General features: G+C 41.8%; 12 protein-coding genes and 1 tRNA gene. 7 read left to right on the top strand and 6 right to left on the bottom strand.

All coding sequences use genetic code 11. The features are described from left to right. Positions 1-366 precede the first annotated feature (366 nt). Positions 367-1,395, bottom strand: coding sequence for a type I glyceraldehyde-3-phosphate dehydrogenase (gene gap / locus VB775_RS09945; protein WP_281006513.1), 1,029 nt, complete (start codon positions 1,393-1,395; stop codon positions 367-369). A 306-nt stretch (positions 1,396-1,701) separates the two neighbouring features. Between gap and VB775_RS09940 the strand changes: the two genes are divergently transcribed. Further along, positions 1,702-1,775: transfer RNA gene (locus tag VB775_RS09940), tRNA-Pro, on the top strand. Positions 1,776-1,810: 35 nt separating this feature from the next. Here the strand turns inward: VB775_RS09940 and VB775_RS09935 are convergent. The 4 genes from VB775_RS09935 to VB775_RS09920 form a co-directional block, all read right to left on the bottom strand. Next, positions 1,811-2,284, bottom strand: coding sequence for a rhodanese-like domain-containing protein (locus tag VB775_RS09935; protein WP_281006512.1), 474 nt, complete (start codon positions 2,282-2,284; stop codon positions 1,811-1,813). A 31-nt stretch (positions 2,285-2,315) separates the two neighbouring features. Next, positions 2,316-3,125: a sterol desaturase family protein gene (locus tag VB775_RS09930; protein WP_281006511.1), complete on the bottom strand. Its 810-nt coding sequence runs from the start codon at positions 3,123-3,125 to the stop codon at positions 2,316-2,318. Between the two features lie 334 nt (positions 3,126-3,459). Then, positions 3,460-4,380, bottom strand: coding sequence for a pentapeptide repeat-containing protein (locus VB775_RS09925; protein WP_281006510.1), 921 nt, complete (start codon positions 4,378-4,380; stop codon positions 3,460-3,462). A 46-nt stretch (positions 4,381-4,426) separates the two neighbouring features. Then, entirely contained in the window at positions 4,427-5,119 is a 693-nt protein-coding gene (locus VB775_RS09920; protein ID WP_281006509.1) for a type IV pilin-like G/H family protein, read from the bottom strand. Positions 5,120-5,570: 451 nt separating this feature from the next. Between VB775_RS09920 and psbD the strand changes: the two genes are divergently transcribed. Both psbD and psbC read left to right on the top strand, forming a co-directional pair. After that, positions 5,571-6,638: a photosystem II D2 protein (photosystem q(a) protein) gene (gene psbD / locus VB775_RS09915; RefSeq protein WP_190579001.1), complete on the top strand. Its 1,068-nt coding sequence runs from the start codon at positions 5,571-5,573 to the stop codon at positions 6,636-6,638. A gap of 218 nt (positions 6,639-6,856) precedes the next feature. Beyond that, positions 6,857-8,248 (top strand): photosystem II reaction center protein CP43, encoded by a 1,392-nt coding sequence (gene psbC / locus VB775_RS09910; protein WP_281006508.1) that lies wholly within the window; start codon positions 6,857-6,859, stop codon positions 8,246-8,248. 94 nt (positions 8,249-8,342) lie between these two features. Here the strand turns inward: psbC and VB775_RS09905 are convergent, their stop codons facing one another. Continuing rightward, positions 8,343-8,642, bottom strand: coding sequence for a 30S ribosomal protein PSRP-3 (locus VB775_RS09905; RefSeq protein WP_009627931.1), 300 nt, complete (start codon positions 8,640-8,642; stop codon positions 8,343-8,345). 60 nt (positions 8,643-8,702) lie between these two features. Here VB775_RS09905 and VB775_RS09900 point away from each other — a divergent pair, with 60 nt between their 5' ends. The 4 genes from VB775_RS09900 (at position 8,703) to VB775_RS09885 (ending at position 12,654) form a co-directional block, all read left to right on the top strand. After that, positions 8,703-9,506, top strand: coding sequence for a TIGR01548 family HAD-type hydrolase (locus VB775_RS09900; RefSeq protein WP_281006507.1), 804 nt, complete (start codon positions 8,703-8,705; stop codon positions 9,504-9,506). Positions 9,507-9,564: 58 nt separating this feature from the next. Next, positions 9,565-9,906, top strand: a complete 342-nt coding sequence (locus VB775_RS09895) for an MgPME-cyclase complex family protein (protein ID WP_281006506.1) — start codon at positions 9,565-9,567, stop codon at positions 9,904-9,906. Positions 9,907-9,994: 88 nt separating this feature from the next. Continuing rightward, entirely contained in the window at positions 9,995-10,975 is a 981-nt protein-coding gene (locus tag VB775_RS09890; RefSeq protein WP_281006505.1) for a hypothetical protein, read from the top strand. Further along, a complete protein-coding gene (locus VB775_RS09885) occupies positions 10,972-12,654 on the top strand; it encodes a pentapeptide repeat-containing protein (protein WP_281006504.1) in 1,683 nt (560 codons plus the stop codon). Before VB775_RS09890 ends, VB775_RS09885 begins: the two co-directional genes overlap by 4 nt. Positions 12,655-12,769: the final 115 nt, after the last annotated feature.

Raw genomic sequence — 12,769 nt, 5'->3', positions numbered from 1 at the left:
TAAAAAAGGGGGGAGAATTAAATTCTTCCCCCTTTTTAAGGGGGATTGAGGGGGATCTCTTAGAGCTTTTGACTGTAGAAAGTAATTCTTAAATGGTTTCTTAGACAGGTAGGGGCTTGGTCGCCAATGTCTAGATCCCCCCCAGCCCCCCTTAAAAAAGGGGGGAGAATTAAATTCTTCCCCCTTTTTAAGGGGGATTGAGGGGGATCTCTTAGAGCTTTTGACTGTAGAAAGTAATTCTTAAATGGTTTCTTAGACAGGTAGGGGCTTGGTCGCCAAGCCCAATGTTTCTTGGTTTGGGTTTGAGCGCAAAGCCCTGTAGGTAGGGGCTTGGTCGCCAAGCCCAATGTTTCTGCCTAACATCAGTTAGGAAAGAATTCCTTCCTTTTTAGCCATGGATATCATCAGATCAACCACACGGCAGGAATAACCCCACTCATTGTCATACCAAGAGACAACCTTAAAGAAGTTTGGATTTAGCTCAATGCCAGCACCAGAATCAAAAATGCTCGATCGCGAATCTCCTCTAAAATCTGTCGAGACAACCTCCTCATCGGTATAACCGAGAATGTCTTTTAAAGAATCTTCTGAAGCAGCCTTCATCGCTGCACAGATTTCTTTATAGCTGGTAGCTTTTTCAGTCTTAAATGTTAAATCTACCACCGATACATCAGGCGTAGGAACACGCAGAGCCATTCCCGTCAGCTTCCCTTTCAGTTCAGGCAAAACTAAAGCCACAGCTTTTGCCGCACCTGTTGAAGAAGGAATGATATTTTGACTAGCGCCGCGTCCACCGCGCCAATCCTTTTTGCTTGGGCCATCTACCGTTGGTTGTGTAGCCGTCATTGCGTGAACAGTAGTCATTAATCCTTCAGCAATACCGAAGTTGTCATTGAGAACCTTAGCGATCGGCGCTAGACAATTGGTGGTACAGCTTGCATTAGAGACAATTAAATCAGTGGCAGGATCAAACTTAGTATGATTTACACCAACTAACAATGTGGGTACTTTTTCGGGATCTTTAGTTGGCGCAGAAATGATCACCCGCTTTGCACCTGCATTGATATGCGCGATCGCCCCAGCATAATCAGTAAATAAGCCAGTAGACTCCACCACATAGTCCGCTTTTAGTTCTCCCCAAGGCAATTCTGAGGGATTGCGAATCGCAGTACAGGGTACTAATATCCCATCGATCTCAATACCTTCGGGTTTAGCCGAAATTTTACCGTCATACAAACCATGAGTAGAGTCATGTTTAAGCAGATAAGCGAGGTTATCAGAAGGAACAAGATCGTTGATTCCGACAATCTCGATTTCGGGATGTTTGGCAGCAACACGAACCACTAATCGTCCAATTCTGCCAAATCCATTAATACCAATTCTGAGTTTAGCCATATTTTGCTTGTCTAGCAGATTTATAGTGCTTCGCGATTATGCTACCTCAAGTTTTAGTGAAGCAATCCTTAAAACATTAATATGTCAAGACTTGCATACATACTGCTACCCAATAATTAGCGGCGCTCCGCGCCGCTAATTATTGGGTTTTACTGTCTTTTGTGCAATGAAGTGTGACGCTCTGAGTCGCACTTCATTATTTTCGTTGAACACAAAGCACCGTAGTCAAATTCTTGAGTTGAGAATTTAAGGAAAAAAATAATTATGTGTATTTCGCGCTTTCTGTAGTAACATAGATATTCGCAACGGGATGTAGCGCAGCTTGGTAGCGCGCCTGCTTTGGGAGCAGGATGCCGTAGGTTCGAATCCTATCATCCCGACTTAAAAATAAAAAAGCGCCTCATGAGGCGCTTTTTTATTTTTCTGATAAAACTTGCAAATCCTGCGATCGCGTAAATTGTTTACGCCATGCGGTGATACCACCCGTCAAAGTTACAACCTGATAGCCGCGATCACGCAGGTACTTATTTGCCTTGATTGATCGCATTCCCGAAGTACAGTACAAAACTATTGTGGGATTAGTTTTTTGTTTCTCTTCGTAGCTTTTCACAATCTTGTTAATCCTTTGAAGCCCTAACTCAATCTCAATTTCAGCTAATGGCACAAGATCGCTATTGCCAATGTGATCCTCTTGATATTCTTCGGGCGATCGCACATCGATTAAAACTATAGATTTAAGCTTGCTACTAGCCAACGCATCGACTGAAATTTGCGGCGTACTAAAACTTTGCAAATATATCGGTAAACTCATTTGCTGCTGATAAGCAAGGAGGCTCAAAGTTCCCACACCCGCTACTAACAATGTGCTAACTATGGCTAAAGGAAACATATATCTATACTTAGATATAAAGTGTTTAAATTTACTTGTTGATGGGTTCACTTCTTGCAGAGTCATTAGGTTCTCTTGATTTTAATAGATGATTAAATGGATAAACTAAGTGGTTAAAATAATTAGTCCTAACATTTAATTCTGTTCCATATTGCTTTGGTAATTCTTGTTTTGGCATATGCCAAGTACCAAATATATAATCAAGGATTGGCAACTGTACAGCCAAATTTTGAGCATATAGTTTTGGATGACGATCATGATGCCAATGATGAAATTCAGGTGTAACAATAATCCATTTTAAAATTGGAAATCTGACGCTAATATTGGCATGAATAAAAAAGGCGATCGCACTCGAAAAAACTCCATAAATCGCCAAAGCCTCTGTCGAAAAACCGAGCCAATAAAGCGGGATCATTTGACAAGCCTTGGTCAAAATCTGCTCAAAAGGATGCACACGCACAGTCGCAAGCCAGTCCATATGGGTGGAACTATGATGAATTGCGTGGAATTTCCACAACCAAGGCACAGTATGCATTAGATAGTGAATTATATAAAAACTAAGATCCCCAATAAATATGGCGACGATTACTTGAAGAGAAAGGGGCTGTTGGCTAACAAAACTAGATAAGGTGGGGATAGAACCCTGTCCAAATAAGGCAAATATAATTAATAATTTAGTTGTGCCATGACCAATAAAATAACCTGAAAAATAATAACAAAGATCTGTAAACCAACCTTGACGTAATAGCTTTTTGTGATGTACTGCAAATATTTTTTCAATTGGTACAAATACAAAAATAAGGACTAATATTCCTTTAATAAAATCAGGTATTTCCAGCATTATTCAAATCACAAATTTTGTTCTAAATGTAGTTCTAAATGTAGTTCTAAATGTAGGATGCGTTAGTGAAACGTAACGCATCAATTAGCCAGAAATGACGGGATAAGATATCTCTACCCCATCCTAAGTTTAACGTGAGTTCGATACAGCCATTTGCGTCGTGCTTCGCACGACGCAAATGGCGAAAAATGGTAAGAATCGCTTAGCGATTCTTACCATTTTTCGCTTTCGTCGAACTGACGTTAAGTTTAAACACTTAGTTAAATATTCATAGCCTATTGTATCCAACCCCAAAGTGAGTGGCGTTGCTTCCCGCCGCCACTCACTTTGTTTTTTAGAGGCTGACGTAATTGTTGACAGCTATAATCTCAGAATTTTTAGCGATCGCCGTTTCTGTATTCGCTGAAAATCCTTGAGGAAACTTGCAATTTTTAAAGGTTGCACCATACCAGTCAATACCTTCTAAGTTTGCACCTGAAAAATCACAATTTTCTAAAACTGCATTTACAAATCGCGCATTTGTTAAGTCTGCACCATCAAAAGAAGTCACCACCGACATTTTGACTTTTGCAAAGTGGAGATTAAAAGCCCTAGTCGCTAAAACCGCAGGCAAAATCGCCAGTACCGCAAACAAAATTGCATAATGAATTTCTCGGTATTTGATCCAGCTATAACCAGCCGAAATTGCCGAAGATACTCCCACCGCCATCCAGACCATACCCACCGCGATCGCCCCTTTTTTGTAACCCAGATATAGTCCAAACATAGACATCCCAAAGGCGGCAATCATCACACCTATCCCAACTATCATCAAGGCTGTAGAGTTAATGGCAGCAATTACCATTAATCCAATTAGCCCCATGTAAATATTAAAAATCCTTCTTTGAGAGACTGCCGCAGCCGTAGCAAAGGCAAATATCCAGACAAAAGGATTTGTCAACCATCCATAGGGATTTGAGACCTCACCACCACAGCCTATAAGCACGAATCGACCTAGGAACCAAGCTGCTAATCCTAGAGGAATTCCCAAAATGATATGCAGAAACATATTGATGCATTGCTTTTGGAAGTTTTTTTCATCTTTTGCGATCGCTGTTTCTGAGAAATCAGCACATGTTAGCCCCGTTCCTCGAAAATCACAACCTTTTAATCTCGCGCCTGTAAAGTCAGCAGTCTTATCTTCACCTTTACGAAATTCATTTTGAAATGATTGATTCTGAAAGTCTCGATAACGATAATTTACATAATTATTCATATTATTAATTGTTAAATATCTTTATTAAGTGTATGTAATGAGACATTTACTCTACTAGGACAGTTCCCTCAGCACATTTGGGGATACCATTTTCTAGAGATGGTTTGGGTAACTTAGTCTTTACTCCAAGGCTCGGTGACTCACAAAGAATCGTGACTGTAGTTAGCTCTTTTTTAGTAATTGGCTTTGTGGATGATTTGGGACTAGCCTGTTGATTTACATTTTGCGATGTTTGAGCTTTTTCAGGTACTACAAACACTGCACCAACAAAATTTTTTAAATTGTCATTCTTAGGAACACCATAATGATAGGCAACAAGCCCAAAACTTTGTAAATCATATTTATAGCTATCTGTCTCTTCTTCAATGCCAATTGCTAAAGCAGAAAGCGATCGCCCAAAAGCTCCATTCTCTAGCCAAAAAGCTTGTTGCGCTCTACCCATAGCTCCTACATAAGTTCGAGCTTCAGGACTCTTATTTTTGCAACTTGATGACACTCCTAGAAATGCAGGCGCAGCTATGGCAGTTAGACCAAATCCCAACAAGCTATATATTGCCCAACGTAATAGCCGTCGATTTCCTTCCTGCTTAGGTGGTGTAGCTTCTTCTTCAGGTAAATCAGCCAAAAAATTAGTTTCAGCCTCCATTTCACCAATATTTTCAGAGACGGACAATATTTCCATCTGAAGATCATTTGGTTGTGATGTTTCAGACCGCCTAGTTTCAACCTTTCTAATCATTGTGCTCACCTATAGCTAATCCACACTTAACCAATACTGCGATGTTGTTGAACACAAGAAGGCGATCGCGATCGCATGTTTTAGTGATTATTGACTACTTTCTCTACCAACATTCGCAAGGTTTATAAGTACAAATACTTAGTTACTAACACAAAATCAAGTCAAATCAATCTCCCTTAAAACATTTTTGAAATGACTGGATTTAGCACTGCTATTATTGTTAATTAATATATTAATTTATTGGCAACTATCTCAAAAGAGGTAGAAGCAAATCATCTTAATACTTTTTTAAGATTTTTGCCAAGTACATATACTTTGTAAAGCAAGCTCAAACCTTTACTTGTAAACGATTTGAGGTTTTTAACTATTTTGTAAGAACCCAAACGTAAAGATGTGTTAAGCTAATTTCAAATCCATATAAATACTCTTAGTTACAGCAGGATTTAAGATTATGACCATTGCAATGGGCAGGTCGCAAGAAGTCGAAAGAGGATGGTTTGACATCATCGACGACTGGCTAAAGCGCGACAGATTCGTATTTATTGGTTGGAGTGGCTTGTTGCTATTCCCCACCGCATTCTTATCAATTGGTGGCTGGTTTACAGGTATCACCTTTGTATCATCTTGGTATAGCCACGGGCTAGCTTCTAGCTTCCTCGAAGGTTGCAATATCTTGACCGTAGCCGTATCTTCACCTCCATTGAGCGTTGGTCACTCCTTACTCTTGCTCTGGGGACCTGAAGCTCAAGGCGACTTTACTCGCTGGTGTCAAATCGGTGGTTTGTGGACATTCCTAGCTCTTCACGGCGCATTCGCACTGATTGGCTTCATGCTTCGTCAGTTTGAAATCGCTCGTCTAGTAGGTATTCGTCCTTACAATGCGATCGCCTTCTCTGGTCCTATCGCCGTATTCGTATCCGTCTTCTTGATGTACCCCTTGGGACAATCTGGTTGGTTCTTCGGTCCTACCTTCGGTGTTGCTGGTATTTTCCGCTTCATCTTGTTCTTACAAGGTTTCCACAACTGGACTCTAAACCCCTTCCACATGATGGGCGTAGCAGGTATCCTTGGTGGCGCATTGCTTTGTGCAATTCACGGTGCAACCGTTGAAAACACCTTGTTTGAAGATGGCGAAGGCTCTAGCTCTAATACCTTTAAAGCTTTCAACCCTACTCAAGCAGAAGAAACCTACTCCATGGTTACCGCTAACCGTTTCTGGAGCCAAATCTTTGGTATCGCTTTCTCCAACAAGCGTTGGTTGCATTTCTTCATGCTATTCGTACCTGTAACTGGACTATGGTTCAGCAGCGTCGGTATTGTTGGTCTAGCATTGAACTTGCGTGCCTATGACTTCGTATCACAAGAAGTTCGCGCTGCAGAAGATCCTGAGTTTGAAACCTTCTACACCAAGAACTTGCTCTTGAACGAAGGTATTCGCGCTTGGATGGCTCCTCAAGACCAACCTGCTGAAAGATTCATCTTCCCTGAAGAAGTATTACCTCGCGGTAACGCACTATAAATTTGAATCTTAAAAATTGATTGCAGCGTGCTGCAATCAATTTTTTAAGGATAACTGCAAAGCTTAGCTATCAGAAATCGGTACGGTTCTACTAGTTTTTGGATTATGATGAATCTCATCAAACGTCTGAACGCTCTTCAGTTAACTATCTGATAACTGGTAGCTTAAAAATTATTTGCACTTTAAACCTACAAAAATTTCTCTGGAGATAACCTCTCGTGACGACGACCATTAACTTAAACTCCCTAGGAGTGGGCGGGCGTACACAAGACTCATCGGGCTTTGCTTGGTGGTCTGGAAACGCACGACTCATTAACCTTTCTGGCAAACTGCTGGGCGCTCACGTTGCTCACGCTGGTTTGATCGTATTTTGGGCTGGCGCAATGACTTTGTTTGAAGTCGCGCACTTTATTCCTGAAAAACCAATGTACGAGCAAGGCTTCATCTTGCTACCTCACCTTGCAACTCAAGGCTGGGGCGTTGGCGCTGGTGGTGAAGTTGTGGATGTATTTCCATACTTTGTAGTTGGCGTTTTACACCTTATTTCTTCGGCAGTACTAGGCTTCGGTGGTATTTACCATGCTTTGCGTGGACCTGAAGTTTTAGAAAATTATTCTTCCTTCTTTGGTTATGACTGGAAAGATAAGAACCAAATGACTAACATCATCGGGTATCACCTGATCGTGTTGGGCTGTGGCGCACTCCTACTCGTATTCAAGGCAATGTTTTTTGGTGGTCTTTATGATACATGGGCTCCTGGTGGAGGCGATGTACGTGTGATCACTAATCCGACGATCAACCCCGTTGTCATCTTTGGCTATTTGCTCAACTCACCTTTTGGTGGCGAAGGCAATATCGTTGGTGTTGACAATCTTGAAGATGTAGTCGGTGGACATATTTGGATTGGCTTGATCTGCATCGGCGGTGGCATTTGGCATATTCTTACTAAGCCTTTTGGTTGGGCAAGACGCGCTCTTGTATGGTCTGGTGAAGCATATTTATCCTACAGTCTTGGTGCATTGAGCTTGATGGCGTTTATCGCTACTTGCTTTGTATGGTTTAACAACACTGTTTATCCTAGTGAGTTCTTTGGTCCTACTGGCGCTGAAGCTTCTCAGTCTCAAGCTTTCACTTACCTTGTACGTGACCAAAAGTTGGGCGCAAACATTGCTACCTCTCAAGGTCCTACTGGTCTAGGTAAATACCTGATGCGTTCTCCTTCGGGCGAAATCATCTTCGGTGGTGAAACCATGCGTTTCTGGGATTTCCGTGGTCCTTGGTTGGAGCCTCTCCGTGGTCCTAACGGTTTGGATATTGACAAACTCAAGAATGACGTTCAGCCTTGGCAAGTACGTCGTGCTGCTGAGTACATGACCCATGCTCCTTTGGGTTCCTTGAACTCAGTTGGTGGTGTTATCACTGAAATCAACGCGGTAAACTTCGTTTCTCCTCGTTCTTGGTTGTCTACATCTCACTTCGTATTGTCCTTCATGTTCTTAGTTGGTCACCTATGGCACGCTGGTCGCGCTCGCGCGGCTGTTGCTGGCTTTGAAAAGGGTATTGACCGCAAGACTGAGGCTGTACTATCGATGCCTGATCTTGATAAATAGTTTCTAAAAATAAAAAGGTTTCGCAATGCGAAACCTTTTTATTTTTAGATTTTTAAATCAAAAAAAGGGGCGCAATGCGCCCTTTTTTATTTGCTTAGTTACTACCAGTAAATATGACATCAGGGAATTTACCTTGAGCTTCTGTCATGGGGCGGTTTTTGCCCTCTTGCTGCCAGTAATTAATTACTTCGGTTGCCTTATTTAAAATTTCAATCCGATCTTGATCGGCAATCCAAGGCTTGCTTTCCATTTCTGATTTAAGTTGATCCCAAGCATCATCACGGGGCCAAAAGAAATACTTGGTGAGAGGGCTGAAGCCTTTGCCAACGACTTGATCGACGGCAAGAGCTACATTATTCTCTAACCATAAGATTTTTAGAATAAACTGGGACAATGCTACCTACCTCCAAGAAAAGTTAAATTACATATTAAAGTAGCGATCTTGCACTATAACATGATTGAAACCTCTAAAGTTGATTCAAAACTATTAAACAGAAGTATTTTTGTCTTTGATATTGATGGTGTGATTCGAGATGTATCGGGTTCCTATCGACGAGCACTGGCTGATACGGTTGAACATTTTACAAATGCTGCTTATCGTCCTACTCCCGAAGAAATCGACGAGTTAAAAGCTGAAGGGATTTGGAATAATGACTGGGAAGCTTCACAGGAGCTAATTAAGCGGTATTTGCAAAGTCTGGGGCAAGAGATTCAAGTATCCTATGAGGCGATCGTCGAGTTTTTTCAGAGTCGTTATCGGGGTAGTAATCCTGACTGGTCAGATGGCTATATTGCGACGGAGCCTCTGATTGCCACTACGAAATATTTTCAGGAGTTAACGATCGCAGGAATTGGGTGGGGCTTCTTTAGTGGAGCAACGCGGGCTTCGGCTAGTTATGTATTAAAGCGGCTAGATATCAATGAGCCTGTGTTAATTGCAATGGAGGATGCTGAAGGTAAGCCTGATCCCACAGGACTTTTATTAGCGGCTAAGCAAATTGAGCGGAAGCAAAATAATACTGCAACTGTGATTGTATATGTGGGGGATACGGTGGCGGATATGCTGACGGTAGTAAAGGCGCGAGACTTTGATCCCAGTTATCAATATGTTGCGGTTGGGGTAATTCCTCCCCATGTTAGTGAAGATTTGCGTGATCGCTATACAGCTTTGCTCAAGGAAAATGGTGCTGATATGGTGTTAAACAATGTTCTAGAGCTAACCCCACAGCTTAATCTATTGCAAAGTTTGATAAGTTAAATAAGCGTTAACATAGATCTAGCTTTACAAGCTATTACCTTGTTAAGAAAAAAAATTTATGTCAGACTCCCAGCAATATTATTTCGTGGCTGCTAGCCGTAAGTACTTGTGTGAAGACGAAGGGAAACCTTTGGGTGAGACGCTATCGGAGCGTCGGCGCAATTTTGAGGCTCGCAATAAGGAAATTAATTTTTGGTTGATTGAACAGCCTGCTTTTTTAGAAGCGCATGAGATGGCAAGTATTAAAAAGCAAATTCCCCAACCTGCGGCGGCGATCATTACAACCGATCCCAATACAATGCGTTGGCTGAAGTTAAGACTTGAGTTTGTGGTAACTGGCGAATTTACTGCGCCTAGTGCCTCAATTCCCCAGCCTTTAGCTTCTTTAGCGCTTGCATAATAAAAAGAGAGCGTGCTTTGCACGCTCTCTTTTTGCGATCGAAAAGCCGCCATATGGCGGCTTTTCGATTAGGTTAATGTGCTAATGTGTGACCTTGAATTTGCTGATCAAATTGCCGATCGCTATAGCTACTGTGTTTAGACCTTTTTTTTCTAATACTTTTTCTGGCTTGCATTCTCCCTATGGGTATGCAAATTTTGGCTTTAAAGAAATCGCCTTAAATGCTCAGAAATATAGCGATCGCAGTTTATATAATCAGCGCCTCAATCCTGAGCTAAAAAACTTACAGAAAGAACAGTCTAAGCCTCATTTTGAACTGATTCAAAGTTTCTCAGTCCAAAAGGCAGGAAATTTGCTCACTGAATGTGAAGACATTTGGCATTGTGCAAAACGGAATCCCATGGTGTCGATCGCTTTGTCTGATGGTGCAACCGAGTCTTCCTTTGCAAGGGAATGGGCGCAGGAATTAGTTACAGCTTTTGTGAATCGTCAATTACCTTGGCAAGAAGTCTATGCTATGGCCGCAAATTGGCTATCGCCCTTACAAACGTCTTGGCAACAATGGTTATTGCATCAGGATTTGTCTTGGTTTGCCAAACGTAAGGCAGGTGAGGGCGCTTTTGCCACGTTTGTGAGCTTAGAAGTTTTTGCAGATTTAAGTTGGAAATCCCTTGCTGTAGGAGATTCTTGTTTATTTATCGTGCGCGATCGCTGTTTACAAACCAGCTTTCCTTTGCAAAAAAGTCATGAATTTAACAATCGTCCTAAGCTGATCGGAACCAATGTTAAGGCGGCAAATATTCATGTTTCGCAGATTCATGGGGATGCAAAATTTGGCGATCGCTTTTATCTAACGACCGATGCGATCGCCTGTTGGATTTTTAAGCAATTAGAAGCAAATCAAGATCCTTGGGTAAAATTAGATGAGATCAGCTCGCAAGATTTGTTTGCAGAATGGGTGACAGAATTGCGCGATCGCCATGAAATAGCTAACGACGATACAACCTTGCTATGTCTCAAAATTCAGGATGCAAGCAAAATTCCGATGAGTCAAAGTTGTGAGTCATGACAGATATTCAAACTTGGCCCCTAAATATTGACTTTACGATCGCGGTGCAAAATCCGCATCTTTGCTTTGCCGATCCTGACCTAAAGCAATCTAGTACTTCTAAAAATTCACGGGGACGGGTTTTACTATGGTCGGGTAACTTCGCCACGGTGTACAAGCTAACTAAGGGAAATCGCTCTTGGGCTGTGCGTTGTTTTACGCGCATTCCGCAGTCAGATGTGCAGCAGCGCTACAGGTTAATTAGTCAATATCTCAGTCAACACCAGATCCCTTACTTAGTTGATTTTGAGTTTCTGCCCCAAGGAATTTTGGTCAAAGGCGAATGGTATCCAATTCTAAAAATGGATTGGGTAGAAGGCTCAGAACTTGATCGCTATATTGGCGACTATATTGATGATTCGCAAGTGTTGTTGCGTTTAGATCGTCAACTACAACAACTCCAAAAAGATTTGCAGCAGGTAGGCATCGCCCACGGTGATTTGCAGCATGGCAATATCATGGTGGACGATCAAGGAGAACTAAAGCTGGTGGACTATGACGGTATGTATGTGCCTGCATTGCTAGGGACTCCACCCCTTGAGTTGGGGCATCCTAACTATCAGCCACCAATGCGATCGCCCAAGGACTTCGGGGATCAGCTTGATGAATTCTCCTTTGAAGTTATTTCCCTATCTCTTCGCGCCCTAGCCAGTCAGCCTAATCTTTGGGAAACCTTCCACGAAGACAACAAAAATCTGATCTTTCGGCAAAACGATTTTCAAGAGCCTGAGTTATCACCTGTGTTTCAGTCGATCGCGAACATTCCTGATGATGAAACTCGTGCGCTATGCGATCGCCTGATCCGTCGCTGTCATGGCAAAGAACATAGTAAAACTCCTAACTCAAAAGAGCAGTTCAAATTTGTAATTGCTTCCTACAAACCGTTTCTATGGATTTTCCTAACTGTGTTATTGGTTGGTGGTACTTTCTGGTTTTTTAGAACTAAACAAACGCAACCGACTGTTATCAAAAGTCCTGAAATCTCGCCTTCAAGCTCTCCTACACCAACTCCTATACCCACCAGCAATCCTATACCACCAAAATTAACCCCAATCACAGCCACAACTTTACAAGCGAAATATGCCGAGGGGCAGCGTGATTTTCGCTATGTGCAGTTGACAGGCACTCAAGGCGATCGCCTACAAGGTCAAGACTTTAGCAATATTAATCTCAGTGGTTCTGTACTAGAACGGGTTGATCTGCGTCAAGTCATCTTCAGAAATGCAAATTTGAATGGCATTAAAATCGTTAAAGTCGATCTTCGAGGCGCAGATCTGAGTAATTCTAGTCTTGTGGACGCAAACTTAGCCTTTTCTAATCTGACCGAAGCCAATTTATCTCAGGCAAATTTATTACGGGCAAATTTATTTCAAGCAAAGTTAGGATCGGCGCTTTTGCAAAAATCAGAATTAATGAAATCCAACCTTAGTGAAGCTGATCTCAGTTCCGCAAATCTCAAAGGTGCAAATTTAGTACTCACCAATCTTCGTAAAGCTAATCTCGTTAAAGCGAATCTGAGTGAAAGCAATTTAAGCGCCGCAAATTTGAGTGACGCGATTTTAGACGATGCTGATTTGTCTCTAGCAGATTTGCGATCGGCTGAGCTTCACTTAACCAACCTCTCCAATGCTATACTTTAGACGGTCAGAACTTGAGCTTTGAGAAAATGGGATAATCGGCTAAAGAATTTAATACTGCCGCCAAAATTAATTCATGATTACAATCGAATTTTCAGAAGACGAGAAGAAAAAACTA

This window comes from Pseudanabaena sp. CCNP1317, from assembly GCF_034931345.1.
Lineage (GTDB): Bacteria > Cyanobacteriota > Cyanobacteriia > Pseudanabaenales > Pseudanabaenaceae > Pseudanabaena > Pseudanabaena galeata.
The sequence above is the reverse complement of the archived record's forward strand: the minus strand, read 5'-3'. Positions and strand labels throughout refer to the sequence as shown.